Annotated in this window: 28 protein-coding genes; 6 read left to right on the top strand and 22 right to left on the bottom strand. The window is 60.9% G+C overall.

Going from position 1 to position 26,382, the window contains the following annotated elements; genetic code table 11:
* Window positions 1-2 precede the first annotated feature (2 nt).
* The 4 genes from plsX to RLQ26_10695 all read right to left on the bottom strand — a co-directional run bounded on the left by plsX (window position 3) and on the right by RLQ26_10695 (window position 2,447).
* Window positions 3-1,058, bottom strand: a complete 1,056-nt coding sequence (plsX, locus tag RLQ26_10680; protein ID MEQ9089188.1) for a phosphate acyltransferase PlsX — start codon at window positions 1,056-1,058, stop codon at window positions 3-5.
* 31 nt (window positions 1,059-1,089) lie between these two features.
* Window positions 1,090-1,272 carry a 50S ribosomal protein L32 gene (gene rpmF, locus RLQ26_10685; GenBank protein MEQ9089189.1) on the bottom strand — a complete coding sequence of 61 codons (183 nt, stop codon included), beginning with the start codon at window positions 1,270-1,272 and terminating at the stop codon, window positions 1,090-1,092.
* Window positions 1,273-1,343: 71 nt separating this feature from the next.
* The gene (locus RLQ26_10690) at window positions 1,344-1,928 is read right to left on the bottom strand and encodes a DUF177 domain-containing protein (protein MEQ9089190.1); all 585 of its coding nucleotides are present in this window, start codon (window positions 1,926-1,928) and stop codon (window positions 1,344-1,346) included.
* Window positions 1,929-1,943: 15 nt separating this feature from the next.
* The gene (locus RLQ26_10695; protein ID MEQ9089191.1) at window positions 1,944-2,447 is read right to left on the bottom strand and encodes a ubiquinol-cytochrome C chaperone family protein; all 504 of its coding nucleotides are present in this window, start codon (window positions 2,445-2,447) and stop codon (window positions 1,944-1,946) included.
* A gap of 269 nt (window positions 2,448-2,716) precedes the next feature.
* Between RLQ26_10695 and bamE the strand changes: the two genes are divergently transcribed.
* On the top strand, window positions 2,717-3,169 hold the full coding sequence (bamE, locus tag RLQ26_10700) for an outer membrane protein assembly factor BamE (GenBank protein ID MEQ9089192.1): 453 nt from the start codon (window positions 2,717-2,719) through the stop codon (window positions 3,167-3,169).
* Between the two features lie 79 nt (window positions 3,170-3,248).
* On the opposite strand, the gene RLQ26_10705 is transcribed toward bamE, so the two are convergent.
* The 11 genes from RLQ26_10705 to rpiB form a co-directional block, all read right to left on the bottom strand.
* A complete protein-coding gene (locus RLQ26_10705; protein ID MEQ9089193.1) occupies window positions 3,249-5,336 on the bottom strand; it encodes a sodium-translocating pyrophosphatase in 2,088 nt (695 codons plus the stop codon).
* Between the two features lie 201 nt (window positions 5,337-5,537).
* The gene (locus tag RLQ26_10710) at window positions 5,538-5,981 is read right to left on the bottom strand and encodes a hypothetical protein (protein MEQ9089194.1); all 444 of its coding nucleotides are present in this window, start codon (window positions 5,979-5,981) and stop codon (window positions 5,538-5,540) included.
* A 94-nt stretch (window positions 5,982-6,075) separates the two neighbouring features.
* A complete protein-coding gene (thiL, locus tag RLQ26_10715) occupies window positions 6,076-7,059 on the bottom strand; it encodes a thiamine-phosphate kinase (protein ID MEQ9089195.1) in 984 nt (327 codons plus the stop codon).
* Complete coding sequence (gene nusB / locus RLQ26_10720) at window positions 7,037-7,555, bottom strand: transcription antitermination factor NusB (GenBank protein MEQ9089196.1); 519 nt, start codon at window positions 7,553-7,555, stop codon at window positions 7,037-7,039. The genes thiL and nusB overlap by 23 nt, the downstream gene beginning before the upstream one ends.
* A 60-nt stretch (window positions 7,556-7,615) precedes the next feature.
* Complete coding sequence (locus RLQ26_10725) at window positions 7,616-8,080, bottom strand: 6,7-dimethyl-8-ribityllumazine synthase (protein ID MEQ9089197.1); 465 nt, start codon at window positions 8,078-8,080, stop codon at window positions 7,616-7,618.
* Window positions 8,081-8,122: 42 nt separating this feature from the next.
* Window positions 8,123-9,244, bottom strand: a complete 1,122-nt coding sequence (ribB, locus tag RLQ26_10730) for a 3,4-dihydroxy-2-butanone-4-phosphate synthase (protein ID MEQ9089198.1) — start codon at window positions 9,242-9,244, stop codon at window positions 8,123-8,125.
* 5 nt (window positions 9,245-9,249) lie between these two features.
* Window positions 9,250-9,834, bottom strand: coding sequence for a riboflavin synthase (locus tag RLQ26_10735; GenBank protein MEQ9089199.1), 585 nt, complete (start codon window positions 9,832-9,834; stop codon window positions 9,250-9,252).
* A gap of 9 nt (window positions 9,835-9,843) precedes the next feature.
* Window positions 9,844-10,938 carry a bifunctional diaminohydroxyphosphoribosylaminopyrimidine deaminase/5-amino-6-(5-phosphoribosylamino)uracil reductase RibD gene (ribD, locus tag RLQ26_10740; protein ID MEQ9089200.1) on the bottom strand — a complete coding sequence of 365 codons (1,095 nt, stop codon included), beginning with the start codon at window positions 10,936-10,938 and terminating at the stop codon, window positions 9,844-9,846.
* Window positions 10,931-11,398: a transcriptional regulator NrdR gene (gene nrdR, locus RLQ26_10745; GenBank protein MEQ9089201.1), complete on the bottom strand. Its 468-nt coding sequence runs from the start codon at window positions 11,396-11,398 to the stop codon at window positions 10,931-10,933. Before nrdR ends, ribD begins: the two co-directional genes overlap by 8 nt.
* A gap of 27 nt (window positions 11,399-11,425) precedes the next feature.
* Window positions 11,426-12,739, bottom strand: coding sequence for a serine hydroxymethyltransferase (glyA, locus tag RLQ26_10750; GenBank protein MEQ9089202.1), 1,314 nt, complete (start codon window positions 12,737-12,739; stop codon window positions 11,426-11,428).
* Between the two features lie 15 nt (window positions 12,740-12,754).
* Complete coding sequence (gene rpiB, locus RLQ26_10755; protein MEQ9089203.1) at window positions 12,755-13,207, bottom strand: ribose 5-phosphate isomerase B; 453 nt, start codon at window positions 13,205-13,207, stop codon at window positions 12,755-12,757.
* Window positions 13,208-13,550: 343 nt separating this feature from the next.
* Between rpiB and RLQ26_10760 the strand changes: the two genes are divergently transcribed.
* On the top strand, window positions 13,551-14,000 hold the full coding sequence (locus tag RLQ26_10760; GenBank protein MEQ9089204.1) for a MucR family transcriptional regulator: 450 nt from the start codon (window positions 13,551-13,553) through the stop codon (window positions 13,998-14,000).
* Here RLQ26_10760 and RLQ26_10765 read toward each other — a convergent pair.
* The 7 genes from RLQ26_10765 to RLQ26_10795 all read right to left on the bottom strand — a co-directional run bounded on the left by RLQ26_10765 (window position 13,997) and on the right by RLQ26_10795 (window position 20,586).
* A complete protein-coding gene (locus tag RLQ26_10765) occupies window positions 13,997-15,535 on the bottom strand; it encodes an alanine/glycine:cation symporter family protein (protein ID MEQ9089205.1) in 1,539 nt (512 codons plus the stop codon). The two genes, RLQ26_10760 and RLQ26_10765, sit on opposite strands and share 4 nt — an antisense overlap.
* Before the next feature lie 117 nt (window positions 15,536-15,652).
* Window positions 15,653-15,844, bottom strand: coding sequence for a hypothetical protein (locus RLQ26_10770; protein ID MEQ9089206.1), 192 nt, complete (start codon window positions 15,842-15,844; stop codon window positions 15,653-15,655).
* Between the two features lie 128 nt (window positions 15,845-15,972).
* A complete protein-coding gene (gene bioA, locus RLQ26_10775; GenBank protein MEQ9089207.1) occupies window positions 15,973-17,286 on the bottom strand; it encodes an adenosylmethionine--8-amino-7-oxononanoate transaminase in 1,314 nt (437 codons plus the stop codon).
* Window positions 17,283-17,933 carry a dethiobiotin synthase gene (gene bioD / locus RLQ26_10780; protein MEQ9089208.1) on the bottom strand — a complete coding sequence of 217 codons (651 nt, stop codon included), beginning with the start codon at window positions 17,931-17,933 and terminating at the stop codon, window positions 17,283-17,285. The genes bioA and bioD overlap by 4 nt, the downstream gene beginning before the upstream one ends.
* Window positions 17,930-18,811 carry a methyltransferase domain-containing protein gene (locus RLQ26_10785; protein ID MEQ9089209.1) on the bottom strand — a complete coding sequence of 294 codons (882 nt, stop codon included), beginning with the start codon at window positions 18,809-18,811 and terminating at the stop codon, window positions 17,930-17,932. Before RLQ26_10785 ends, bioD begins: the two co-directional genes overlap by 4 nt.
* Window positions 18,808-20,004 carry an 8-amino-7-oxononanoate synthase gene (locus tag RLQ26_10790; protein ID MEQ9089210.1) on the bottom strand — a complete coding sequence of 399 codons (1,197 nt, stop codon included), beginning with the start codon at window positions 20,002-20,004 and terminating at the stop codon, window positions 18,808-18,810. Before RLQ26_10790 ends, RLQ26_10785 begins: the two co-directional genes overlap by 4 nt.
* Before the next feature lie 99 nt (window positions 20,005-20,103).
* Window positions 20,104-20,586, bottom strand: coding sequence for a MarR family winged helix-turn-helix transcriptional regulator (locus tag RLQ26_10795; GenBank protein ID MEQ9089211.1), 483 nt, complete (start codon window positions 20,584-20,586; stop codon window positions 20,104-20,106).
* 204 nt (window positions 20,587-20,790) lie between these two features.
* On the opposite strand from RLQ26_10795, the gene hemB reads away from it, so the two are divergent.
* From hemB to RLQ26_10815, 4 genes are all read left to right on the top strand, one after another.
* Complete coding sequence (gene hemB, locus RLQ26_10800) at window positions 20,791-21,810, top strand: porphobilinogen synthase (protein MEQ9089212.1); 1,020 nt, start codon at window positions 20,791-20,793, stop codon at window positions 21,808-21,810.
* Between the two features lie 39 nt (window positions 21,811-21,849).
* The gene (locus RLQ26_10805) at window positions 21,850-24,276 is read left to right on the top strand and encodes a penicillin acylase family protein (GenBank protein MEQ9089213.1); all 2,427 of its coding nucleotides are present in this window, start codon (window positions 21,850-21,852) and stop codon (window positions 24,274-24,276) included.
* A gap of 110 nt (window positions 24,277-24,386) precedes the next feature.
* A complete protein-coding gene (gene motA, locus RLQ26_10810) occupies window positions 24,387-25,250 on the top strand; it encodes a flagellar motor stator protein MotA (GenBank protein MEQ9089214.1) in 864 nt (287 codons plus the stop codon).
* A gap of 15 nt (window positions 25,251-25,265) precedes the next feature.
* The gene (locus tag RLQ26_10815; GenBank protein ID MEQ9089215.1) at window positions 25,266-26,357 is read left to right on the top strand and encodes a flagellar motor protein MotB; all 1,092 of its coding nucleotides are present in this window, start codon (window positions 25,266-25,268) and stop codon (window positions 26,355-26,357) included.
* Window positions 26,358-26,382 lie beyond the last annotated feature (25 nt).

A 26,382-nucleotide genomic window follows, 5' to 3' on the forward strand; every position in this document is an offset into this window, starting at 1 on the left:
ACCTAAATCGCAGCCGCCTGTTCGCCGGCCCCGGATGCGGTTTCTGCATTCAGCACGGCGATTTCTTCCCGAATACCATCATTATACCCCTGTTGCACCATATCCACCGCGACGCTGATAGCGCTCGCAAATCCCAGTGCATCGGTACCGCCGTGACTCTTGACCGTGATGCCATTGAGCCCGAGGAAAACCGCCCCGTTATATTGCCGGGGATCCATGCGCATCCAGAGTCGGGACAGGGACCGCTTCGCAAGAAGATAACCAAGACCGGCGATGAAGGAGCTTCCGAAAGCCTGTCGAAGGGATGTCGAAAACAGCTTGGAAACGCCTTCTGCCGTCTTGAGGGCGACATTTCCCGAAAATCCGTCGGTCACAATCACATCGACCGTGCCCATGGCGATGTCGTCACCCTCGATAAAGCCCAGAAAATTCTGATTGAGCCGGGATGCCTTCAGCGCCACCGCCGCGGCCCGCACGGGCTCGCGACCTTTGAGTTCTTCTTCCCCGACGTTCAGCAAGCCTACCGTTGGCTCAAGAATTCCCAGCGTAAGACGGGCGAATACCTCACCCATGGCCGCAAATTGCACGAGGTTGGCCGCCGAACACTCGATATTGGCCCCAAGGTCAAGCATCACGCTTTCACCCCGGAGCGTCGGGAACACACTGGCAATCGCGGGCCGGTCTATGCCGGGAAGAGTTTTCAGAACGAACTTGCTCATGGCCATCAAAGCGCCGGTATTACCAGCGGAGACGACGGCGGCCGCCTCCCCGTCACCGACGGCGTTGATCGCGAGTCGCATGCTGGAGTTCCGTCGGTTACGCAAGGCAACCGAGGGCTTGTCGTCATTGGTGACCACGTCGGTGGTGTGACGAATCTTTGAAATCTGACTGAGTTTGGGGAAGCGCTCGATCAGGGGCGCCACCTGGCCCTCATCGCCAACGAAGAGGAACCGGGCGCTGGGGTGGCGTTCGCGGGCAATGTTCGCACCTTTGACCACGACGTCTGGCGCCCGATCGCCGCCCATGGCGTCCAGCGCGACAGTGAACTCCGCTGACAAAAGCTCCCCCTATCCGGTCCCGTACCGGGCCCTAGATGTCGCTGCTCAGAACGACTTCCCGGTCCCTGTAATAGCCGCAGGAGGGGCAGACATGGTGCGGCAATTTCAGCTCGCCGCAATTGGGGCATTCGGCCGAGGCCACCGGCGCCAAGGCGTGGTGAGACCGGCGCAGATCCCGCCTCGAACGCGATACTTTTTTCTTCGGAACGGCCATTCAGTCTCTCCAGTTGCGGCTAACCCGCCAGGCGCAGCTTGTTTATCGGAAAAGTACCGGAGGGGCAAGAGTTAGCGTTTTTGTCGCCCTTTATGCTCTAACATATTGGAAAGACTGGAAAAAGGATTTTTTCTCGGGGCCTGCGGCTGCTCCTCTTCCCTGTCGTTTTCACGCGGCAAATTGGCTTCAAGCCCGGGCCGCCGCGGATACGGATCAAGGGCCAGGGCAAGAAACTGGCAAAGGATTTCCCCAATATCGATTTCGCCGCCATCCAGCGGCTCGAAATCGGTCACCTCGCCTTCAAACAACCCCTCCTGGGGCGGCCCCATCATTTCCGGATCCGGGGTCATGTCACGATCGAACAGAATGCGAAGGTCCTCTTCTATTTCCTCCGCCACCGGCTCCAGGCTTACGACACAGGACTGGACAACCTCCGCGCTCAGATGAGCATCCAGCAGGTAGGCTCGACCTCCCCGCCGGGGCGCCAGCCGGAAAGTCGCGCTAAACCGGGGCAGATCAACGATCCCGAGCCGCCGGACAAGGGCCGCGCGGGCGGGCTCACTTGCCGCAAGCCTTTTTTCGAGTCCTGCCTCGGACACTGTGGCGAGACTGATCCGGCAGGCGAATTCCGATTTCGGCTCTGCTTTGTCCGGCATCCAAAAACGCTTTCCTCAATGGTCCAGCACGTCGGCCGTGGCGCCGAGTGTCGGAAGGACCGGGAAGACCGCCAGGCCCCTCTTCAGATCGTCCACATCCTGCGTCGCCACCGCCTTTGCCTGAGCTTCGATATAGCGCGACAAGCTCGCCAGGCGATCCGGCGTACTGACGGTCTCGTCACCGCCATAAAGATTGCGCCGCAGCACGCCCGCCATATCCGTTTCCGGCGCCGCCAACGCGGCCTCAAACATGGCGGAGCGCCCATAGAATCCCTGGGCCAGCGCTTTTACCTGGCGCCCGACCGACAGGTCCCCCACACCCATTTCCCGAAGTGAGCGATCCATATCGGCGAACATATGGTCGAATAGGTCCTGTGCCAGGTCGCGCGCCTCCGAATCAGCCTCTCTCAATCGTCGAATGAGGAAGAAAACATGGAGAACAATGAGATCGAACCGGCCAGTCGCCGTATCCGGAACCCCCAGCTCGACATAAAAAGCCGGCTCCCGCGCTGCTCCCACCGCTGTGGCATACAGCGCTTCAGCAGCCGGGTTGCGGGCTGAAAAACCTAGTTTTCGGAGAAATCTGCGCACAGCCGGCCCTTAACCTTAAGGATCATTGACAAAATCGGGCGCCGCCCTACATTTCTGCGATTAATGGGGACTGGGAGCGCCATTGTAAACCCCCTCGGCGCCCGCACGCTGGCGGTGGCCCCTGGCTCCCGAAAACCGGCTCGACGCCGTGACCGGCAAGCAAGAGTGAACTGACAGGACTGACAGGGTCGCATCAAATGGCCAAAACTTCGACCAGAACGCGAGCGAACTCCCTGGCGGCGACTGCCGTGATCGGCCTCCTCGTGCTGGGCGGCTGCGCGCCGATCGAACATCAGGCGGGCAATCTTCCCCAGGAGCCCCAGCTTTCGAAATTGACCCCCGGCGTTTCCTCGAAAGAGGACGTGGTCCGGGCGCTCGGCACCCCGTCGACGACAGGCACATTCGCAGCCGACAAGTGGTATTACGTCAGTCAGTACTCCGAGGCGGTGGCCTTTTTCGAACCCGAACTGCTGGACCAGCGCGTGGTCGTTATCAGCTTTAATGGGGACGGCGTCGTTGAAGATATCGACCATCTGGATCGCGACAATGGGCAGTTTGTCCAGATGGTAGAACGAAAAACACCTACTGCCGGTCACTCTCTCACCGCCATCGAGCAAATCCTCGGCAATATCGGTCGAGTCGGCAACTAGACCGGCTCGTCACCGCGCAAGAAAACCCCCCGCCGCGGGGTAGGCGGCGGGGGGTCTGATCGACCGCTCAGGCGGCTTCCTAGATGGCGTGCAGGATCGCCAGAAGGAGAATCGCCACGATATTGGTGATCTTGATCATCGGGTTGACCGCCGGTCCCGCCGTGTCCTTGTAAGGATCGCCAACCGTGTCCCCGGTCACCGCGGCCTTGTGGGCTTCCGAGCCCTTGCCACCGTAATGACCATCCTCGATGTACTTCTTGGCGTTATCCCAGGCGCCGCCGCCGGAGGTCATCGAAATCGCCACGAACAGGCCTGTGACGATAGTCCCAAGCAGCATCGCCCCCAGGGCCGTAAACGCTGCCGACTGTCCGCCAAACGCCATCACGACGATATACAGCAACACTGGCGCCAGGACCGGCAACAATGAGGGAACAATCATTTCCTTGATCGCCGAACGGGTCAGCAGGTCCACGGCACGGCCGTATTCCGGCCGGGCCGTTCCTTCCATGATGCCCGGGATCTCTTTGAACTGCCGGCGAACCTCCACGACAACGGCGCTGGCGGCCCGGCCCACTGCCTGCATGGCAAGCGCGCCGAAGAGAAACGGCAGCAGACCGCCGATGAACAGGCCGATGACCACGAACGGGTCCTTCAGGCTGAATGCCACTGAAGCCTCGGGGAAGTAATGATTTAGATCTTCCGTGTAGGCGGCAAACAGAACGAGCGCCGCCAGCCCGGCCGACGCAATCGCGTATCCCTTGGTAACGGCTTTCGTCGTATTCCCGACAGCATCGAGAGCATCGGTGGTTTTTCGGACGTCCTCGGGCAAATCAGCCATTTCGGCGATGCCGCCCGCGTTGTCTGTTACCGGCCCGTATGCATCAAGTGCGACCACCATGCCGGCAAGCGCCAACATCGTCGTCGCGGCGACGGCAATTCCGAACAGGCCCGCCGTGAGATAGGCCACGATGATGGCCGCGCAGATAACGATGACCGGGAGTGCCGTCGCTTCCATCGAAACGGCGAGCCCCTGTATCACGTTGGTTGCGTGCCCTGTTTCCGAGGATTTCGCTACGCTCTTGACCGGCCGATAGCCGGTCCCGGTGTAGTATTCGGTAATCCAGATCATCAGACCGGTTACGACGAGACCGATAAGGGCACAATAAAACAGATGCCGACCTTCGATCACCGCACCCCCGACGAGCTGGTATTCGGTCGTGAATCCGAGCTGAAAATGGGTTATCGCGCCGATCAGTCCAGCCGACAAAACCGCCGAAACAATAAAACCCTTGTACAGGGCGGCCATGATGTTCTGACTCGCGCCAAGGCGAACGAAGAAAGTGCCAATAACGGAGCCCACGATGCACACGGCGCAGACCAGCAGCGGATATAGCATCATTTGCTCTTGCGCCGCCCCTGAGAAGAAGATGGCGCCAAGAAGCATCGTCGCAACGACCGTTACCGCGTAAGTCTCGAAAAGGTCGGCCGCCATACCGGCGCAGTCTCCGACATTGTCGCCCACGTTATCGGCGATGACAGCCGCGTTCCGCGGGTCGTCCTCCGGAATACCGGCTTCGATCTTGCCAACCAGGTCGGCTCCGACATCGGCGCCTTTGGTGAAAATGCCGCCACCCAGACGCGCAAAGATCGAGATCAGCGAGGCGCCAAAGCTGAGCGCCACCAAGGCCTCGACGATCGGCCGCGCCTCTCCACCGAAATGATCGCGCAGGAAGATGTAATAGACTGCCACGCCCAGCAGGCCGAGACCGACCACGAGCAGGCCCGTGACAGCGCCGGACTGGAACGCGATTTTGAGCGCTCCCTGGAGACTGGTCCGCGCTGCTTCCGCGGTCCGGACATTCGCTCGCACCGATACGTGCATCCCGACATAGCCGGCCAGGCCGGAGAGGATCGCACCGACAAAATACCCGATAGCCGCATAGATGCCCAGGAACAGGCCCAAGATGATGCCGATGACGGCACCGACCAATGCGATCGTTGTGTATTGCCGATTCAGGTAAGCTCTCGCGCCTTCTTGAACGGCGCCGGCAATCTCTCTCATGCGATCGTTACCGGCAGGCGCCGACATGACCGCACGAGATGCATAGAGACCGTAGAGCAGGGCCAAAACCCCGCATGCGATCACGAACCAGTAATACGCTGACATTCGCCAACCCTTTGTTATTTTTCGGAAGGTTAAGGACTCGTGGAAGGTGCCCGGAGTGGGCGCCATCCCCCTGAATGGCCCCTGTCTACCCCTCGCGAGGCCGGCTGGAACATGCCAGAACCGGCCACAGGGCGCAACCTGCGAGATGCCGAAAAAAGGCCGAAAATCGGGCCGCGCGGGTTCCGCCGGCGCCTCCTGACGCTAGCCTTGCTGCTCGAGAATCCGCGTGAACAGGATTTCGCGGACAGTCCCTTCTCCCAGGATCGCGTCCGTGCGCTGATCGAGAATTTGCTTCGCCCGGCCGGCATCGAAGCGGACATGGCCGCCTGGATAGGGAACCGAGAGGAGCCGGTGCAGTTCGCCACGATAGGCATCCACCAGCCGCAACTGAAGCCGTTTGACTTTCTCGATGTCTTCCTCGCCCACGACGTGAAGCACGATGGTGATGGATATCTGCTTCAATGGCCGCCCTTGGCGGATAACCGAGATCACAACGGGCTCCAGGGAGAGATAGCGGGCGGTTTCACCTGCCTCGGCGGGTGCCGCGGCGGCCTCGGCCGACCGCCCCGGCAGGCCGAGCAGCAGCGCCAGCCCGATAATCGGGGCGCTCCAGACAGCGACTTTGGACGGTTTCCGGCGTGGCATCACGGGCTCCTTCTGCGGAACCCATCCTGAACGCCTCAGGTAAAGCGCCCGTAAACAACAGATCAATTATAAGTAGCTGATAAGAAAGAGAATTTTAGAAATGCGCGTAGCCGCGTCTGGGGCTTTCCATACGATTTCCCGCCTGGTCCAGCAATGCCACGCCATGTCCGGGCACGATCTCGCCGATCCGCGTCACGCCAACCGCCCTTGATCCCAGGGCCAGGACCTCGGGCGCGCGCGCAGGCGGGGCGGTAAACACCAGCTCATAGTCATCGCCTCCGGAAAGAGCCAGAGCGAGCCGGTCGGGATCATTACCGACGATTAGGGCGGCCGCCGCCGAGAGCGGCACGTCGCGGGCCCGGAGGACGGCTCCCACGCCGGAGTTCTCGCAAATATGGCCGGTATCGGCCAGCAGGCCATCCGACACATCTATCGCCGCCGTCGCCAACCCGCCCAGCCCTTGTCCCAGCGCAAGACGCGGATCCGGCAGGGCCAGTCGATGCGCCAGCCAGGCGCGACTCTCGGGCCCCGGATCGGGCACGCGGTTTTCCCGGATCTCCAGCGCCAGCGCTGCGTCCCCGATAGAACCGGAAACATAAATGCCGTCGCCCGCCCTGGCACCGTCGCGCCGCAGGGCCCGGCCCGCCGGCACCAGACCCACCGCCGTCAGGGAGAGGACGGCGGGTCCGCGGGTGGCGACAGTGTCGCCGCCAGCCAGGGAGAGCCCGAAAGTTTGCTGATCCGCCGCAAGACCGGCGCTCAGACCCGCCATCCAGTGGTCGCCCCGCGAGGCGGGAAGCGCGAGGGTCAGGAAGTAGGCGTACGGCGCCGCACCCATGGCCGCAAGATCGGACAGATTAACCCGCAGCAGCTTCCTTGCGACGTTATCAGGCGGATCGTCCGGAAAAAAATGGACGCCCTCAACCATCGCGTCGGCGGTGACGACTATATCCTGTCCCGGTGGGGGCGCGAACACGGCGGCGTCATCCTTCAGCCTGAGCGCCGGCGCGAAATCCTTTGCAAGCGGCGCCAGATAGCGCTCGATCAGGGCAAATTCACCGGAGGTTTTCGCCGCCATCCTTTTTTCCACCTTGCATCTCGTCGGCACGCAGCCGTCGGGCAAGTCCATCGAGGACACCATTGACGAAACGGGTCTGGCGGTCTTCAAAAAACGCGTCCGCGACCTCGACATATTCGGACACGATCGCCCGTGCGGGAGTGCCGGTCTCGCGCAGCAATTCGTAGGCACCAGCGCGTAGAACAGCACGTACCAGCGGCTCGATCTGGTCGAGGCCGCGTGCCAGCGTGAGCACTTCCTTCAATTCGGCCTCGATGGCGGATTTTTCTCGCGCAACGCCAAGCACCAGATCGGTAAGAAGCGGCTCGGACAGTTTTGCCGACCCGAGGCCGAGAGAACCGTCGCGCGCGCGATGATCGACAAATTCTCCCAGCACCTCCTGAGGAGAGACGCCCGTCATCTCGCTCTGGTAAATCGCCTGCACCGCCGCGAGGCGGGAAGTGCGACGGGGTCCTGAAGAACCTCTGGATTTTTTTCTGGAATCTGTGTTCGCCACATCGGCTCGCAAATTATGATGCCAGGGGCGCTGGGCGAGATGCCCTTATTCTCGCCGCCCTCATCGGGGATAAAGTCGGAAGTCCCGCTTCAGTTCGATCATCCGAAGGCACGCCCTGGCGGCCTCGCCGCCCTTGTCACCCTGCTCCCGGGACGCGCGCACCCAGGCCTGGTCCCTGTTCTCCACGGTCAAAAGGCCGAACCCGATGGCAAGCGTATATTTGAGCGTGAGGTCCTGGACGCCGCGCGCAGTCTGCTCGCAAACGATATCGTAATGGGATGTTTCTCCACGAATGACGCAACCCAGCGCGACATACCCGTCATAACGCTTCCTGGCGTTGTAGAAATCGAGCGACCGTACTGCCATTTGTATCGCCGACGGGATCTCAAAAGCGCCGGGAACCGGCACCCTTTCATGGGTTGCGCCGGCATTCTCCAGCACGGCGATAGCGCCCTTCGCCAATTCCTCGCTGATATCCGTGTAATAGGGCGCTTCAACGATCATGATATGGGGTGCGTCAGACATGGGTCATCATCCTATGCGGTATTGCGTCCGGGTAAAGCCGCCTCATCCCTGGATGCCAAGATCAAGGGGGCGCTGATCCACCACGCGCAGGCCGTAGCCTTCGATCCCTACGATGTTTCGCGACGTGTTTGACAGCAGAATCATGTCCGATACTCCGAGGTCGAGAAGGATTTGGGCCCCCACGCCGTAATCCCGCAATTCAGGATTGTGTTGTCCACCCGGGTCCACCATGTGGCGGACAGCGTCGGAAAGAGCCGTCGCCCGCGATTCCCGGATCACGACAACAACACCCCGGCCCTCGTCGGCAATCATCTGCATGGCGCTGTGCAGCCGGCCGGAGGCACCATACACCGTGTGGCCCAGCGCATCATCCAGCACATTGAGCGCATGCATCCTGACCAGGACCGGCTCAGGGGTCGAAATGTCGCCCTTCACCAGCGCGATATGCTCCGAATAGGTGACATTGTTCACGTACACAAAGAGTTTGAAGAGCCCGCCGAAGCGGCTGTCGATGCGCGCCTCCAGCGTCCTTTCCACGAGTTTCTCGGTACGTCGGCGATATTCGATGAGATCGGCAATCGTGCCAATTCTCAGCCCCTGCTCCTTCGCGAACTCGACGAGCTCCGGCATGCGCGCCATGGTGCCGTCGTCGTTCATGATCTCGCAAATCACGCCGGCCGGATAAAGCCCGGCGAGACGGGCGATGTCGACGGCGGCCTCGGTGTGACCCGCCCTAAGCAAGACACCGCCATCATTTGCCACAAGTGGAAAAACATGCCCCGGGCTGACAATATCCGTCTGGCCCTTGGATTCATCAATAGCCACGGCAATGGTCCGTGCCCTGTCGTGCGCTGAAATCCCTGTCGAGATACCTTCGCGTGCCTCGATGGAAACGGTAAACGCTGTCTGGTGCCGAGACTGGTTGGCCTGACTCATGAGTGAGAGCCCCAACTCTTCAACCCGGCGCCGATTAAGAGCGAGACAAATCAGGCCACGCCCGTGCTTGGCCATGAAATTGATGACGTCGGGCGTGGCCATCTGGGCCGGGATAACCAGATCACCTTCGTTTTCCCGCTCCTCATCGTCCACGAGTATGACCATACGACCATTGCGCGCTTCTTCGATGATGTCATCGGGATCGGAAAGAAACTTACTGTGAGACAAAGCGATCAGCTCTCCATTAAACGGGCGATATAACGCGCCAGCATATCGATTTCGAAATTGACGCGATCGCCGATCTTGAGGGCGCCCAAGGTGGTCTCGGACTGAGTGTGCGGAATTATGTTGATCCCAAAATTGCCGTTTTCGACTTCGTTGACAGTCAAGGATACACCGTCAAGGGCGACCGAGCCCTTCGGAGAGACGAACTTGCGCAAATCTTCCGACACACCGAAAACATATCTGAGACTATCTCCTTCGGGCCGGATGTCGAGAACGCGAACCGTGCCGTCGACATGACCGGAGACCAGATGCCCCCCCAGTTCGTCTCCCATCTTGAGCGCACGCTCGAGATTAACCCTGTGGCCAACCCTCCAGGCTTCCAGTGTGGTCTTGGACAGGGTTTCGGCTGAAACATCAACCGAAAAATTTCCCGGCCCCTTGTCGACGACGGTCAGGCATGGCCCTGAACACGCGATGGAAGCCCCAAGATCGATCGTACCGGTCTCATATGACGTGCGAATCCTGAATCGCGTGTCGCCAGCCTTTTCGATGGCATCTACGGTTCCGATATCCGTGATGATTCCGGTGAACATGGTTCTCAATCAGTCGCGCACGTAGGTTGTCAGCATATCCTCGGCCATTTTCTGGCAGGCCTGGCGTCGAAAACGCGGCATATTCTCGATCAGTTCGACACCCAGCCCGCTGACCGCCGGGATCCCGTCTTCTCCCATGATCCCGGGTGCGTGAAACCATGAGAGTGCATCGACCAGCCCCCCTCTCAGCAGCCCTGCAGCCAATTGGCCGCCCCCTTCCACAAGAAGGCGGGAAATGCCACGCCCCGCGATTTCCTTCAAGCCATCCTTCAAGTCGACAGAGCCTTCCCGGCCGCGCCCGCACAGGATGATCTCGACGCCCTGATCCACAAAAGCCGCCCGCCGGTCGCTGTCGGCCTCGCCAAGTGACAGGATCCAGGTGGGGATCTCATGCGCGGTTCGCACCAGGTTATGCGTGAGCGGCAATGAAAGGCGGCTGTCAACCACGATACGCACGGGAGAGTAAGCGGCCATGCCCGGAAGGCGGCACGTCAAATCCGGATTGTCCTGGATGGCAGTCCCCGCTCCGATCATTACGGCATCGAACTCCGCCCGCATCCGGTGAACGTGTAAACGTGCAAGCGGTCCGGTGATCCAGCGGCTCTTCCCACTTTCAGTTGCGATCCGCCCATCCAGCGTCGTCGCCAGTTTCAGGTTTACGAAGGGAAGCCCCCTTTGGATCCGTTTGAGAAAGCCGCAATTGACCTCCCGCGCTTCGGTATCAAGAACTCCCTTGGTTGTCGCAATCCCCGCTTCGGCCAGCCTGAGGAGCCCTTTTCCCGCCACACGAGGATCCGGATCCTCGAACGGGATGACAACGCGCGCGATTCCGGCCTCGATCAGCGCGTCGGCGCAGGGTGGCGTCTTGCCGTGATGGGCGCAGGGCTCGAGAGTCACATAGGCCGTTGCCCCCTTTGCCTCCGCCCCCGCCCTCTTCAGCGCTTCGGTCTCCGCATGGGGGCGGCCCCCCGGCTGGGTCCATCCCCGTCCGACCGGTACGCCGTCGCGGGCGATGACACAGCCGACGGCAGGGTTGGGGCCTGTCCGCCCGAGAGAGCGGCGAGCGAGACTGAGGGCAGCCCGCATGAAATCCGTGTCAGTCAACGGGCTTGTCACTTGACCCCAATTGCCCGACGAAATCCTCGAAGTCGCTGGCTTCGTGGAAATTTCGATACACGGAGGCAAATCTCACATAGGCCACCTGATCTATGCTGCGCAGGGCATCCATCACCATTTCGCCGATAACGTCGGACGCGATGTCGGACTCGCCCATGCTTTCCAGACGTCGAACGATGCCGCTGACAGCCCGCTCGATTTTTTCCGGCTCGATCTGCCGCTTTCTCAGGGCCGTTTCCATCGACCGGTACAGCTTGTCCCTGTCGAATGGCGCACGGCGACCGTTTTTCTTGATGACCATCAATTCACGAAGCTGAATCCGTTCAAACGTCGTGAATCTGGCACCGCAGTTGGCACAGTGGCGGCGACGCCTGATGGCGGCACCGTCCTCGGCCGGGCGCGAATCCTTTACCTGAGTATCTTCGCTACCGCAAAAAGGGCACTTCATTCCCCGCCTAACTCCCCCATCGAATTTCTAGTTCAGGCCCTGATAAATCGGAAACCGACGACACAGCGCGATTACCTGTTCTCTCACTTTTGCTTCGACCTTGCCGTTATCTTCCGGATTCGCAGCGCATCCGTCCAACACTTCCGCAATAAGCTCGCCCACGCGGCGGAACTCTGTTGTGCCGAAGCCCCGGGTTGTCGCGGCCGGCGCCCCAAGCCGGACTCCCGAGGTCACGGCGGGTTTTTCCGGATCGAACGGTATGCCGTTCTTGTTGCAGGTGATGGCCGCCTTCTCCAGGCTGGCCTCCGCCACGCGGCCCGTGAGCCCCTTGGGCCGAAGGTCGACCAGCATCAGATGCGTGTCGGTGCCCCCGGAAACGATTTCGCAACCCGCCCCTTTCAGCGTCGTGGCCAGCGTTTGCGCGTTTTCAACAATCGCGGCCGCGTAGTTCCGGAAAGCAGGCTCGAGCGCTTCACCAAAGGCAACCGCTTTGGCAGCGATGATATGCATCAGCGGACCACCCTGCAGGCCGGGAAAGACTGCCGAATTTATTTTTTTGGCGATTTCCTCGTCGTTCGTCAGAACCATACCGGCACGTGGACCGCGCAGCGTTTTGTGGGTCGTCGTCGTGACCACATGGGCGTGAGGAAATGGGCTGGGATGAACGCCGCCGGCGACAAGCCCCGCGAAATGCGCCATATCGACCATGAGATATGCGCCAACCTCATCCGCAATCTGCCGGAACCGGGCGAAATCTATGATGCGCGGATAGGCTGATCCGCCGGCAATGATAATGCGGGGCTTGTGTGTCCGGGCCAGTTCTTCCACTTCATCAAAATCAATCAGTGCATCCTCGCGCCGCACGCCATACTGATGCGCCTCGAACCACTTGCCCGAAAGATTGGGACGCGCCCCATGTGTCAGGTGGCCACCGGCGGCGAGCGACATGCCGAGGATCGAATCTCCGGGCTTGAGCAGGGCCAGGAAGACCGCCTGATTTGCCTGCGAGCCCGAATGGGGCTGGACGTTCGCAAATCCGCAGCCAAACAGCCGGGTTGCCCGGTCTATCGCCAACTGTTCGGCCCGGTCCACCTCCTCGCAACCGCCATAATACCGCCGGCCCGGATAGCCTTCGGCGTATTTGTTGGTAAGGACGGACCCCATCGCTTCAAGAACCGCGCGGGAAACAATGTTTTCGGACGCAATCAGTTCAATTCCGTCCTGCTGGCGTCGCAGCTCGGCCTCGATGATCTCCTTGATCGCCGGGTCCCGGGCCGCCAGGGGCGCGTCGAAGAAATCAGGGTCGAAGGGAGATTCGCCCCTGCTGCTGGCTACTGTCATTTCAGGTATCTTCCTTCACTCCGAATTGTTCAGGGCCGAGAGCTTGGCTACCCGGTTTTCGTGCCGCCCCCCCTCGAACGGCGTGGCAAGAAACTGCGTGAGACAATCCCAGGCGGTTTCCTCTCCGATCAGCCGTGCCCCCAGGGCCAGGACATTGGCGTCATTGTGCTGCCGTGCGAAACGGGCCGAGAGCCCGTCATGGCACAGCGCAGCACGGACCCAGGGGAAACGGTTCACGGCAATGGAGATGCCTATTCCCGTGCCGCAAATGACAACCCCGCGCGAAGCCTTGCCGTCGCCAAGCGCGGCCGCCAGGGCTGCGCCAAAATCGGGATAATCCACCGATTCCTCGCCGTCGGTCCCCAGATCCACGACCTCGTAGCCTGCTTGGTCCAGCCGCGCCGAAAGCCTCTGTTTCAGCGGAAAACCGGCATGATCTGCCGCTACCAGGATGCGTTCGGGGGCCATGGCCAGTTTTCTGAGAATCCGTCAAAAATGGGAGCGGCACGATACCAAATCTCGTTCCCCGGCACCAGCCTGCCACTAGGTCTGGCGGAATGCCGGAAATCGGCCGGAATGCCCCAAAACTGGGTGATTGCTCCCGGCGCACAACAAATGCTTAAATGAAGTTTCAGTAAATCCAGGCCCTTCTCGTCAAATGCCCTGTAATCATGGAAAAAAACAAATAAAACGGGTTTCGCTGCGCGGACCAATCAAAAAAATCGACAATCAAGAACTGTCGGACAAAAGTCTTTTGGCCTTGCAGCGGATAAAACAAACAATAAGCAATCGACCTTGAGCTGAGAAGAAGATGGCACAGGAAAAACCGTCCCACGACGACTTGCTCAAGATGGCAACGCGAATCGTCACGGCCTACGCATCATTCAACAATCTTGGCTCGGCCGAGTTGCCGCGCGTCATCGACACGGTCTACCGCACCCTGTCCGAGCTGAACGATAAAAAATCCGCGGACGCGGCACGCGCCGGCAAGAAAAAGCCGGCGGTCCCGATTCGAAAATCCATTACGCCCGATCACATCATTTGTCTGGAGGACGGCAGGAAGCTGAAGATGTTGAAAAGACACCTGCGCACGGCCTACGGCCTGTCCCCCGAGCAATATCGGGAGAAATGGGGCCTGCCGGCGGACTACCCCATGGTGGCCCCGAATTATGCCGCGCAGCGCTCGGTTTTTGCCAAGAAAATCGGCCTCGGGCGCAAGCCGGGAGAAACCAAATCCCGCCGGACAGGCCCGAAAGCTTAAGGCTGCCGGCGGCTCTCGTCGCCTTCGCCCTCCGGCCGGAACAGGTCACGCTTGATATGGCGGGCCAATAAATACATGCCGATCACATTGGGGAACGCCATGGTGAAAATCATGGCATCCGAGAACTGGACGACCTTGTCCAGCGACATGGCGGCGCCGATAACCGTGAAACTGCAGAACATTACCTTGAACAGGTGGTCGGAAAAGGGCGTATTTCCGACAAGGTAGGCCCAGGATTTCAGCCCGTAATACGACCAGGTGATAATGGTGGAAAAGGCGAACAGGCCTACCGCCAAAGCCAGCACGTAGGGAAACCAGGAAATGGCCGATTCGAACGCCGCGGAAGTCAGCCTCACGCCATTCAAATCGCTGCCATCGGCATAAACGCCGGAAACGACAATGACCAGGGCCGTCAGGTTGCAGATCACGATAGTGTCGATAAAGGGCTCGAGAAGAGAAACATAGCCGACGGACAACGGGTCACGCGTCCTGACCGAGGCGTAGGCGATAGGTGCGGAGCCGATCCCCGCCTCATTCGAAAACGCGGCACGCTGAAAACCTACGATGAGGACTCCCACCATGCCTCCGAACCCGGCAGCAGGCGTGAAGGCCTCCGTCACGATGTGCATCACGGCCCATGGCAAGTGATCAGCCAACGAGATCAGCACGACAAGCCCCGCAATGAGATAGACGATGCCCATAAGCGGAACCAGTCGCTCCGTCACCTGGGCGATGGAACGTATCCCGCCGATGATCACCAGCCCCACCAACGCCGCCATGATCAGCCCGAACAACCAGCCCTGATTGTAAAGCACGCTGGCTTCGCCGCCGGTCGCATTCACAAATTGCTGGTAGGCCTGGTTCGCCTGAAACATGTTGCCGGCACCCACCGCACCGCCCATGCACATAAGCGCAAAAAAGACCGCCAGAAACTTCCCCAACCGCGGCAGGCCGATTTCGGCCAACCCCCGGCTCAAATAGTACATCGGCCCGCCCGAGACCGAGCCGTCATCGTGAATGACCCGATATTTGAGGCCGAGTGAACATTCGACAAATTTGGACGCCATGCCAAAAAAGCCGGCAACCGTCATCCAGAACGCGGCGCCGGGCCCCCCAAGTGCTATAGCGACCGCCACGCCGGCGATGTTCCCCAGACCGACCGTGCCCGACAACGCGGCCGTCAAGGCCTGGAAATGCGTGATTTCGCCCCCGCCGCCGTCAGACCCCTCCTCTTTCTTGGCCCGACCAGCCACCACACGGAAAGCGTGGGGAAACCCCCAGATATTGATGAAGCGCAGGTAGACGGTGAAAATAACCGCCGACACGATGAGCCACACGACGATCAGCTTGAGATCCGAGCCCGCGAACGGTACCGAATAGAAGACGACACCGGCCACAGCGTCGGAGACGGGGCCAAGCACGTTGTTGATCCGGTCGTCGAGCGAAACGACGCCTTCCGCGCCAAAGGCGGATACACCCCAGATCACTGCGACCAGACCAAGAAGTATGATGATTGCCGGCCGACTCGCCCGCATGCTGCCCCCTTTTAGCTTCCCCAGGCGGATGGAAACGCGGCACGAATAGACCATGGCCGACGGGATTGCACAAGCGATGGCCCGGTCTGCGGCCCGCGTTGCAACCGGCGCCCGGCGTCAGTCCAGGCCGTCGCGCTTTCGCGAAAGAACGTAGTTGAGCTTACGGATCGCAGTCCGCGACAGCATATCCTCACCAAGTCGCGGGTCACCGACAATGCAGACTTCTGTCAGGGTAACCGGATCGACCGCACTGACCTTGACGGCGTTCCCGACCGGGTAGAATTCGATGATGACCTCTTGTCCGGACATGCGCGATCTCTTGGGGGCAGCCCGGGTCGACACGGGGGCTCTTGCGATGGTGGCAGAGCCTTCAGGAACATGTTTAAAATACTCTTAATTTCCTGACGCCATTCCGCAACACCGCTAGGGGCTGCCCGTCACAGTACGATCCGGTCAAAAGCCTGCCCAATGATCTCGAAGGCCTGATCCAGCTCTCGATCCGATACACAATACGGCGGCAACAGATAGACCACGTTTCCGAGCGGGCGCAGCAACAAGCCATTATCCAGGAAAAACCGCTTCAGCTTCGGCCCCACGGCCGAGGTATAGCCCGTGTCGCCCGCAACCAGGTCGAATGCGGCGATGGCGCCGGTTACCCGTCCTTTTTCAACCTTTGGATGGCCCTGCAAGGCAGTCACCCCCTCGTGCAGCCGCTCCTCGATTTCCCCGATCCGGCTCAAGGTTGCGTCCGCCCCGAATATATCCAGGCTCGCCAGCCCGGCGGCACATCCCAACGGGTTGGCCGTGTAGGAGTGACCATGAGCAAACGCGCGATCAAAGCTTTGTCCCAGGAATGCGCCGTATATCGCCTCGCTGCTTACCGTCGCCGCTAACGGCAGTGAACCTCCGGTTATACCTTTTGAAAGACAGATGATGTCCGGGGATTCGGCTGTCTGGTTGCAGGCGAACATCGTGCCGGTCCGGCCGAACCCGGTCATGACCTCGTCAAAGATGACAAGGACATCATGGTGATGCGCCAGCCTGACCACTTCGTCCACGAAGGCTGGCCGCGACATGCGCATGCCGGCGGCCCCCTGCACCAGGGGCTCGATGATAATCGCGGCTGTTTCTGGCCCGTTTCGGGCAAGAAGCCTCTCCAGAGCCGCCAGCGCCGCGCGCTCTTTTTCCTCCGCCTCAAGGTCACCGGCCCAGGTCTCCGGATACGGAACGAAGGAAACCGGCAGCAGCATATCCTCGAATGGCGCATAAAACCCCGAGCTGCTGCCGACGGACATCGCGCCCAGCGTGTCGCCGTGATACCCCCCCTCGAACGCAATATAGCGGGATTTCTTAGGAACCCCCTGGTTGAACCAGTATTGCCGCGCCATCTTCAGTGCGACTTCGACAGCGGTCGAGCCATTATCCGAATAGAAAACGCGGCTGAGCGGCCCGGGCAAAAGTGCTGTCAGCCGTTCCGCCAATTGCAAAGCGGGCGCGTGGATGACATCCGCGAAGATGACATGTTCCAGAACCCGGGCCTGCTTCGAGATCGCGTCGGCGATCTCCGACCGCCCGTGGCCATGTAGCGTCACCCACCAGCTTGAAATGAGGTCGAGGTAGACACGTCCCTGGCGATCAGTCAGCTCCACACCCGCGCCGGCAACAATCTCCAGCGGCTCCACGGCGGTTTGCGCCTGCGTAAACGGGTGCCATACGTGTTTGTCCAGATCTCTGACGCTTTCGCCTGTCATATTTCGTCGCTCTTGCTCGATTGAATGAAATTCCTGACTGGCAAACTCGCCAGCCAGGCTTCTATGACATTGCCGTCGAGCCGTTCGAACCGCGGCACATCGAGCAGGACAGGCGCCCGCGCGTAATGCACGAGTGCCTTCCGATTTTCCGCATCTGGTTCGCCGTTCATGACTAGCCCCGCCAGCCGAATGCCACGCCCTCGCAGCGCCTCGACCGTCAGGCAAGTGTGATTGATCGTGCCAAGCGTCGTCCGCGCCACAACCACAACCGGCAGCCCCAGTGATTTCATGAGATCTGCCATGACCGCATGCCCGTTCAAAGGCACCAGGGCGCCGCCGGCACCTTCGACGACGAGCGGTCCGGTCGATTCCGGCAGCTTGAAATCGCTCAGATCGATCGAGACGCCCTCCGCGGCCGCCGCTTCATGAGGCGAGCGCGGTTGCCGGAGAACATGGCGGGAAGGAAAGATCGGCCCCATGCTCCCGCCGGCCAATTGTTTAACCGTCTGGACATCCGTCGCCGGCTGAAGTCCCGCCTGAACGGGTTTCCAATATCCCGCCCCGAGGGCCCGGCAAAGAATCGCGGACACGACCGTCTTGCCCACATCCGTATCGGTTCCGGTCACGAAATATCCGCGAGACGTCATGGGCGCGCCTGTCCGCCGCGCCAGGCGGCCGGCTTGCGCCCGAGCTCCGACAGAATGCCACAGTCCGGAGCGGGCGCGCCCTCACCGCCGATGAGGCCGACTATTACTTCGTAGCTCTGCTGAAATGGAACCTGGGCGCGGCCCCGTTCCAACACCTGTCTGGCCCGGTGCCGGTCGAGGGGCGGAATATTCTCCCGCCCGGTACCGGCCCCGATCCGGCGCAGGCTGCGCAGAAATTCTGCAGGCGAGCGGTAGTTGACCACATGAGTCTCAGCAGAAACCCGGCACCACGCCTTGCCCCAATCAGAGACGACAAAATCCGCGGGTGCGGGAAATTGCCGGACACGTGGCTCGCCCCCCGCCTGCCGCACGAGATCCGCCCATTCCCTGAAAGTCCCCGCGCCAAGAAGGGAGAAGACCAGATATCCCTCCGGCTCCAGTGCCCGTGCGGCAGCGCGCAAACCGTCAACCGGACGGCTGAACCATTGCGCGACCATGCCGGCGGCAATCAGATCGAACCGGCCATCAATGGAAAGAGCTTCTCCATCCATGACAGCGAATTGCACGCAACCCTGCGCCGTCTCCGCGAGGCCCCCGACTCTCTTCCGGCAAGCCCCGACCATGCCGGGCGCCAGATCGGTTGCCAGCAGCGAAGCCGAGGGATTTCTCCGCAACAATTCCCGAGTCAAGAGTCCTGTGCCACACCCTAATTCGAGCATCCGCGGATTCTCGCGAAGGGGGAGTTTTGACACGAGGGCTCCCAGGCGCCGGGCAAGCAGGCGCTGGAGGCGGGCTTCGGAATCGTAACTATCCGCCGCGCCATCAAACGCCGAACGGATACGCCCTCGGCATTTGTCCGCCATTCGCCGTTCGCTCATTCGGCCGCCACCCGGTTACGGCCGAGCCTTGCAATGCATGTGATCAGACGATCCAGATCCGCCTCGCCATGTGCCGCCGTTACAGCGAATCGCACGCGCGCTTGCCCTTGAGGAACCGTCGGTGGGCGGATCGCAACCCCAAGGATGCCCGCTTCTTCGAGGGCCCGGGCGAACGCCTGCGCCCGCGCGCTCGGCCCCAAAATCAATGGCACGATTTGAGTGTCGGATGCTCCCGTCCCGAAACCCGCGGCCTGAAATGCGGCCCGCAGGCGATCGGCGCTCCGCGCCAGTTCCGCTCGGGCACCCTCCATCGCCGGCATGAGATCCAGAGCAGCATCCATCATACCGAGGACCGGGGGCGCCACGGCCGTCGAATAGACAAAACCGGCGGCCGTTTGCACAAGAAAATCGATCAGGTCCTGCGGGCCAGCGACATAGGCGCCCATACCGCCCAAGGCCTTGCTGAAGGTTCCCATCGCCAGGAGATGATCGGCTGATATCCCGGCCGTCAGCCCGCCCCCACCAGGACCCAATACCCCCGTGGCGTGCGCCTCGTCGACATAAAGCAGGGCGTTATGGCGCGCGGCCAGCGCCGCCAGACGGGCAATGTCGGCCCGATCGCCGTCCATGCTGAAAACCGATTCAGTCAGGATGAATTTCGGCCGCTTTTCATGATCCGCTGCCGCCAGCAAAGATTCGAGATGCGCCAAATCATTATGCCGATAGCGCCGTTGTCGGGCGCCGGCCGCCTGGCAGCCAAGATGCAGGCTGGCATGATTCAGGCGATCGGCGAAAACCAGCGGTTCGAGTCCGAGTATTCGGCGATCCAGCAGGGCGGCCAGAACCGAGACATTGGCCTGAAACCCGGCGGGAAAGACGAGTGCTGCCTCCGTCTGCTTGAGGTTAGCAAGCTTGCGCTCGACCGCCAGATGCGCATCAAAAGTCCCGGTCACAAGCCGCGAGGCACCGGCGCCGGCGCCCCAACGCTGCGCCCACAGGGCCGCGCGCGCTGCCAGTTCGGGATGCGTCGCGAGGCCGAGATAGTCATTGGAGGAAAAGTTCAGGAGTTCGCGTGCACCGGCCTGGCTGCGGCCGGCGCGTACGGGACCGAAGGCCCGGATGCTGCGACTCAGGCCGTCTTCACGCCGACGGCGGCAATAATCCTGATAAAGGTCTCGAAAGTATGCGCCCATGGCCCCAAGCTCCGGAGCACTATCTTCCCGGGGCCGGGGCGCTGTCAATGTGGGGTGGCTTGCCGGCGAGTGGCCGGCCTAAGCCGCGGCCGGAGTGCCTCAGGCGGTCATCTTGGGGAATGGCACGACTGCGCTCACTTCGCGCGCTTCCTCGATCCAGAACCGGCCGAGCCCCTTCAGGGTCTCGGTCGCCGTCCGGAGATCTTCCTGCCCGATATTCTCTTCCGGCAGCCGCTCGACGTGGCGTTTATACATGTCCGCCACCTGAACGCACAGATCCCGACCCTTCTGGGACGCGCTCACCCGCACGGACCGGCGATCATGGGTCGATCGCTTCTGCTCCAGGTATCCTGATTCCACCATTTTCTTCAGGTTATAGGAGACGTTCGAACCGAGATAATAGCCCCGTGCCGTCAACTCGCCCACGGTCACCTCATCACGTCCGATGTTGAACAGGATGAGGGTCTGGATGTTGTTGATGTCTTCAACGCCCATCCGGTCGAGCTCGTGCTTCACCACTTCGAGGAACTGACGGTGAAGCCGTTCGATCGTGCCAATGATCTCTAGATAGGTCTGTTCCAAGGTAATACTCTCAGACTGTCACGTATTTTTCCCGATACTCAGACGGTAATCGCCATTTATTAAGTTTCAGTTTAAATTGTCTCCGACATTTCGCGGGCCTCGGAAGGCATGGTTTTGAAGCCCTTGAATTACGGCGAATATTGCCCAAGAGTGGCGCGTCTTTGATCCAGGGAACGGCCGCCTCGTCGGCCGCGACAGACCATCATGAATTGGACAAAATTTGCTGGTGAGTTGGGGCGATACCCGGCCACCCGCCTGCGCCGGAACCGGCAAAGCGACTGGAATCGGCGGCTTGTCGCGGAAACCAGTCTATCCGCCAGTGACCTTGTCTGGCCGGTTTTCGTCATCGAGGGTGAAGGTCGTCGCGAGCCCGTGACGTCGATGCCGGGTGTCGACCGGTTGACCATCGACATCCTGCTGGACGAGGCGGCGAGAGCAGAGGAGGCCGGTATTCCGGCGATTGCGCTATTTCCGCAGGTCGACCCGGCCCTAAAAACCGACGACGGGGATGAAGCGCTGCGGCCGGATAACCTCATCTGCCGGGCGGTGTCCGCCCTCAAATCGGCGGGCACCAATATCGGGCTCATTTGCGACGTGGCGCTTGATCCCTATACCAGCCATGGGCAGGACGGCCTGATTCGGAACGGTCTGGTCGCCAACGATGCCACAGTGGCCCGCCTGACCGCGCAGGCCTGTCTCCTCGCGGCAGCCGGCGCCGATATCGTGGCCCCGTCCGACATGATGGACGGGCGCGTCGGAGCGATCCGGCAGGCGCTCGATGAAAAGGGGCACGAGAGCACCGGCATTCTCTCCTATGCGGCCAAATATGCCTCGGCGTTTTATGGACCCTTCCGGGAGGCTATCGGCTCCGCTTCGGCCCTGGGCCAGGCAGACAAGAGAACCTATCAGATGGACCCGGCCAACGGGGACGAGGCGCTTCGCGAGGTCGCGCTGGACCTGGCCGAAGGCGCCGATATGGTCCTGGTCAAGCCCGGCACGCCGTATCTCGATATTCTGAGCCGGATTCGGGCCGCTTTCCCGGTCCCGGTGCTGGCATATCAGGTAAGCGGTGAATACGCGGCCCTGATGGCGGCGCAGGAAAAAGGGTGGCTTGATGGCGACGCCGCATTGATCGAAACTCTGCAGGGCTTCAAGCGGGCCGGCGCGGCCGCCGTCTTCACTTATGGCGCGCCGGCCGTCGCAGCCAGACTCAAGACCGGCTAGACGCGCGATAGAAGCCTTCGCGCAAAAGATTCGAACCTGATGAAAAAGCTACCTGCCTGGCTGAAATGGACGGTTGTTGGCGCTGGCACCGGCGCGGCGCTGGTGGCGGTCGCCGTCTATGGCCTGTTTTTTCTGTCCCTGCCCCGGACCTCGGGCACGGTCTCGCTTCCCGGCCTCACCGCAGAGGTTGTGATAACGCGCGATGAGGTCGGGATTCCGCGGATCGATGCCGCAAGTCAGAGAGACGCGGTCTACGCGCTCGGCTACGTCCACGCTCAGGACAGGCTGTGGCAAATGGATTTCATGCGCCGGTTGGGCAATGGCCGGCTGGCCGAGGTTATCGGTGAGCCCGGACTCCCTTCGGACCGGTTTACCAGGACGCTCGGTCTCGCCGGTCTGGCTCGCGAGGCGTACCGGCAGGCTTCTCCGCGGCTGCGCGAAATCGTTGATGCCTATACCGCCGGCGTCAACGCGTATCTCGAGTATCGGGACGGACCGCTGCCGCCGGCATTTCAAATCCTGCGCTACTCGCCCGAACCGTGGCGTCCGGCGGATTCCCTGGTATGGGGCCGCGTGATGAACATGCGGCTGTCCGGGAACTGGCGCGAGGAACTGATGCGGACCGAGCTTGCGCAATGGCTCAACCCCGCTCAGATAGCCGAACTCTGGCCGGCTTACCCGGAAGACGCGCCGATTACCACCCAGCAGGCCAGCCATGGCGATTTCCGGACAGACGGTCTGGATGGATCGGATCAGGCCAACGTTTCAGCCCTGGTTGGAAAACTGGCAGAGGCTGTCCCCGATGAATTCGCAACGCGCCGCTCCGCTTCGAACAGCTGGGTGATCGCCGGAACCCGAAGCGAAACGGGGATGCCAATCCTGGCAAATGATCCTCATCTTCAACTGGGCGTGCCCGGCACATGGTATCTCGCCCGCCTCCACGCGCCCGGCCTGTCACTTGTGGGGGCGACGGCCCCCGGGGTGCCCTTTCACATCGTCGGCCATAATGGATCCATCGCCTGGGGACTAACCACGACGCACAGCGATACCCAGGACCTCGTGATCGAGAAACTTGACCCGGATCAGCCTGATCATTACCTGACCGAAACCGGCGCGGCCCCTTTTCGCACGCACGAGGAAATCATCGAGGTGCGTGGCCAGCCACCGGTCAGGATGACGGTTCGCAGTTCCCGTCACGGCCCGATCATCTCCGACATCATCCCGAATGCCGCGACCGGCGCGGGCTTCGCAATCGCTCTCGCAGACCCGAATTTGCGCACCGACGACGAAAGCGCCGAAGCCTTCATGAAACTCAACAGGGCTGGAAGTTGGACGGAATTCCAGGACAGCCTGCGCCAGTTCCACGCGCCGCATCAGAATTTCGTCTATGCTGATGTCGCGGGCAATATCGGCTTCATTGCGGCCGCGCGCGTTCCGATTCGCAAGAAGGGCCTGGGCCTCGTTCCCACGCCGGGCTGGACCGGCGAGTACGGCTGGAGCGGCTTCATCCCGTTCGAGGACCTACCCCGAGCTTATAACCCGAAATCCGGCCAGATCCTGGCCGCCAACAACCGGATCGTACCGCCCGATTACCCCCATTTCCTCACACGTGACTGGCCGGCGCCGTTTCGGGCACAACGGATCAGCGATTTGTTGGCGAGCGAAAGCCGGATGTCCCCTGCCCATAGCGTCGCCATGCAGCGCGACACCCTGTCCCTGTCGGCCCGACGGCTGGCACCTCTCATGACGGGCATGATTCCTTCGGATTTCGGGCACCGCGAGTTGCTTCAGCGCCTGCAGGGCTGGGATGGCGAAATGTCGCGTGAGAGCGTCGAGGCGCTGGTCTTTACAGCCTGGGTGCGCGAACTGGGACGCAGCCTTTATCGTGACGAACTGCGTGATCAGTTTCCGAGGTACTGGGCGCCCCGCTACCTGTTCCTGCTCAATACATTGCAGACCAACCCGGCCTGGTGTGACGATGTCACCACCCCGTATGCGGAGACCTGCGCCGAAATCGTGAGTATGTCTTTCCGGCGGACGATCGAAAACCTTCGCGAGAATCTGGGTTCGGACATGTCGGCATGGACCTGGGGGCGGGTGCACGAAGTGGCGTTCGATCACCCGATTCTTTCGCATTTACCAGTGCTCGGATGGCTTTCCGGGGAAGAAATATCGACAGACGGGAATGACGACACCATCAACCGAGGCACAACCAGGTTCTCCGATCCCGCGCGTCCCTTTACCCATATTCACGGCCCCGGCATGCGTGCCGTTTTCGATTTGTCGAACCTCGACGAGTCCCTCTTCATCGCCACGCCGGGACAATCCGGCCACGTGCTTTCGGCGCATTATATGGACCTTGCCGCACCCTGGCGGGATGGCGGCTACGTCAAAATTCGGCCCCTTGCGGCGCGAGACGGCGACCGGCTCATTCTGCAGCCCGCCCCCGATCGGCGGAAAAACTAGGCCCCGCGGCCTTACTTGGCTGCGATCCCAGGCGCTTCCCTAACTGCTTGTTAACCTAGTTCCACGATAACTGGTTCCGATAACAGCAATTCTCTGTGCGTTCGGCGGGCATGTTCGTAATAATCGGCGCCATCATCGTGGCTAGCTGCGTCATCGGGGGGTACCTCGGCGTCGGTGGCCACCTCGACATCCTCTGGCAGCCCTTTGAAGTGGTCATCATCTGCGGGGCCGCGCTGGGGGCCTTCATCATTGCCAACCCCCTGCCCGTTATAAAACGATGCTTCGGCGCGGTCGGGACACTGCTGAAGGGAAGTCCCTACGACAAGGCCGCGTATCTCGAACTCCTCAGCCTGCTTTACATGGTTTTCAAGCTGGCCAAGTCGAAAGGGCCGCTCGCTCTGGAGCCTCATGTCGAGAATCCCGATGAAAGCGAACTGTTCGCGCAGTTTCCAAAATTCCACAAGAACCACCATGCGGTCACTTTTCTCTGCGACTATTTGCGAATGATTACTCTGGGGACCGAAAACAAACATTCCCTTGAGGACCTCATGACCGAGGAGATCGAGACGCATCATCATGAATCGAACCAGGTTTCCTCGGCCGTCCAGGCCGTCGCGGATGCGCTACCCGCCCTTGGGATCGTCGCGGCCGTGCTTGGCGTGATCAAGACGATGGGCCTTATCTCGGAGCCACCTGAAGTTCTCGGCAAGGCCATCGCCGGCGCCCTCGTCGGGACGTTCCTGGGCGTGTTCCTCGCTTACGGCTTCGTCGGTCCCACGGCCTCCTCGCTGAAGGCCGTCTACGATGCTGAAACGAAATACTACGAATGCATCCGCGCGGGACTCCTTGCCTATGTCGAGGGCTACGCACCACAGATTGCCGTCGAGTTCGCCAGAAAGGCCCTGCTGACCGACGTGCGTCCCACTTTTTACGAGGTGGAACAGGCCGTCGATGAACTTCCATCCGCCACCTAAGGGACGGCTCATCCCATGGCGAATGAAGGCGTCATCATCATCAAGAAAAAGAAGGGTGGCGGGCATGACGGCCACCATGGTGGTGCGTGGAAGGTCGCTTATGCTGATTTCGTGACCGCGATGATGGCCTTCTTCCTGCTCTTGTGGCTTCTCAACGTCACGACGGACGAGCAGAAAAAAGGGATCGCCGATTACTTTTCCCCCGTCGTGGGCGTCAATACCTCGAATACTGGCGGCCAGGGCATGCTGGAAGGGCAGTCCGCCATCTCACCGGGTCCGATGACTGCAACGCCGACCGAACCCATGTTCTCCGTGACCGTCCCTTCGATCACGAGCCCGCAGTCCGACGCTGATGATCTGGCCGAAGCCAAAAAATCAAATATCTCCGAAGAACCTCTCGGCGTGGACCCCGAGATCGATCCTGTCGCAGAGAGCACCGAGACCGATAAAGAGCCGGCGATCGAAGAAACAGCGCTCGGCGACACCGGCGCGGCAGTCGATGAAAAAACCCTCGACGAACAGACGCTTGCCGAACTCGTGGCGGAGAAGGAAAGGACCGAATTTGAAATTGCCGAAGAAAAATTGCGTCAGGCTATCCAGGAGGTTCCTGAATTACGTGACCTGAGCGAGAATCTGATCATCGACCAGACGCCGGAAGGGCTGAGAATCCAGATCGTCGATCAGGACCGCCTGTCGATGTTCCCTCTCGGCAGCGCCAAGATGTACGACCATACCCGCCAGCTTCTGCAACAGATTGGCAAGGTCATAATGTCGATGTCGAACGGTATATCGATCACGGGCCATACCGACGGCATCCCCTATATGTCCAATTCGGGGTACAGCAACTGGGAGCTTTCGACGGATCGTGCGAATGCAAGCCGTCGGGCGCTCCTCGATTTTGGGGTGCCCAGATCCAGGATCGCCTATGTCACGGGCAAGGCGGATCAGGAGCCGTTGCTCCCGGAAGACCCCGAATCTCCGCGCAATCGGCGCATCAGCATCGTCCTCCTTCGAAAATCGGAGACGAGCATGTCCGCCGTCGAGGCCGGGGCGCAGGCCGACCTGCGACCGATCATGGTACAGCCCCCCAGGCCGACCCCGGACTGACGGGACAGCCAGACCGCGGATTCGG

It is taken from the genome of Alphaproteobacteria bacterium, from assembly GCA_040220875.1.
In the GTDB taxonomy this organism is placed as follows: Bacteria; Pseudomonadota; Alphaproteobacteria; order JAVJVX01; family JAVJVX01; genus JAVJVX01.

What these genes read in the sequence shown, in the direction of transcription:
- rpmF (MEQ9089189.1), bottom strand. Translation starts at nt 1,272, where the DNA reads ATGGCCGTTCCGAAGAAAAAAGTATCGCGTTCGAGGCGGGATCTGCGC.
- RLQ26_10690 (MEQ9089190.1), bottom strand. Translation starts at nt 1,928, where the DNA reads ATGCCGGACAAAGCAGAGCCGAAATCGGAATTCGCCTGCCGGATCAGT.
- bamE (MEQ9089192.1), top strand. Translation starts at nt 2,717, where the DNA reads ATGGCCAAAACTTCGACCAGAACGCGAGCGAACTCCCTGGCGGCGACT.
- RLQ26_10705 (MEQ9089193.1), bottom strand. Translation starts at nt 5,336, where the DNA reads ATGTCAGCGTATTACTGGTTCGTGATCGCATGCGGGGTTTTGGCCCTG.
- RLQ26_10710 (MEQ9089194.1), bottom strand. Translation starts at nt 5,981, where the DNA reads ATGCCACGCCGGAAACCGTCCAAAGTCGCTGTCTGGAGCGCCCCGATT.
- thiL (MEQ9089195.1), bottom strand. Translation starts at nt 7,059, where the DNA reads ATGGCGGCGAAAACCTCCGGTGAATTTGCCCTGATCGAGCGCTATCTG.
- RLQ26_10725 (MEQ9089197.1), bottom strand. Translation starts at nt 8,080, where the DNA reads ATGTCTGACGCACCCCATATCATGATCGTTGAAGCGCCCTATTACACG.
- RLQ26_10735 (MEQ9089199.1), bottom strand. Translation starts at nt 9,834, where the DNA reads ATGTTCACCGGAATCATCACGGATATCGGAACCGTAGATGCCATCGAA.
- nrdR (MEQ9089201.1), bottom strand. Translation starts at nt 11,398, where the DNA reads ATGAAGTGCCCTTTTTGCGGTAGCGAAGATACTCAGGTAAAGGATTCG.
- glyA (MEQ9089202.1), bottom strand. Translation starts at nt 12,739, where the DNA reads ATGACAGTAGCCAGCAGCAGGGGCGAATCTCCCTTCGACCCTGATTTC.
- rpiB (MEQ9089203.1), bottom strand. Translation starts at nt 13,207, where the DNA reads ATGGCCCCCGAACGCATCCTGGTAGCGGCAGATCATGCCGGTTTTCCG.
- RLQ26_10760 (MEQ9089204.1), top strand. Translation starts at nt 13,551, where the DNA reads ATGGCACAGGAAAAACCGTCCCACGACGACTTGCTCAAGATGGCAACG.
- RLQ26_10765 (MEQ9089205.1), bottom strand. Translation starts at nt 15,535, where the DNA reads ATGCGGGCGAGTCGGCCGGCAATCATCATACTTCTTGGTCTGGTCGCA.
- RLQ26_10770 (MEQ9089206.1), bottom strand. Translation starts at nt 15,844, where the DNA reads ATGTCCGGACAAGAGGTCATCATCGAATTCTACCCGGTCGGGAACGCC.
- bioA (MEQ9089207.1), bottom strand. Translation starts at nt 17,286, where the DNA reads ATGACAGGCGAAAGCGTCAGAGATCTGGACAAACACGTATGGCACCCG.
- bioD (MEQ9089208.1), bottom strand. Translation starts at nt 17,933, where the DNA reads ATGACGTCTCGCGGATATTTCGTGACCGGAACCGATACGGATGTGGGC.
- RLQ26_10785 (MEQ9089209.1), bottom strand. Translation starts at nt 18,811, where the DNA reads ATGAGCGAACGGCGAATGGCGGACAAATGCCGAGGGCGTATCCGTTCG.
- RLQ26_10790 (MEQ9089210.1), bottom strand. Translation starts at nt 20,004, where the DNA reads ATGGGCGCATACTTTCGAGACCTTTATCAGGATTATTGCCGCCGTCGG.
- hemB (MEQ9089212.1), top strand. Translation starts at nt 20,791, where the DNA reads ATGAATTGGACAAAATTTGCTGGTGAGTTGGGGCGATACCCGGCCACC.
- RLQ26_10805 (MEQ9089213.1), top strand. Translation starts at nt 21,850, where the DNA reads ATGAAAAAGCTACCTGCCTGGCTGAAATGGACGGTTGTTGGCGCTGGC.
- motA (MEQ9089214.1), top strand. Translation starts at nt 24,387, where the DNA reads ATGTTCGTAATAATCGGCGCCATCATCGTGGCTAGCTGCGTCATCGGG.
- RLQ26_10815 (MEQ9089215.1), top strand. Translation starts at nt 25,266, where the DNA reads ATGGCGAATGAAGGCGTCATCATCATCAAGAAAAAGAAGGGTGGCGGG.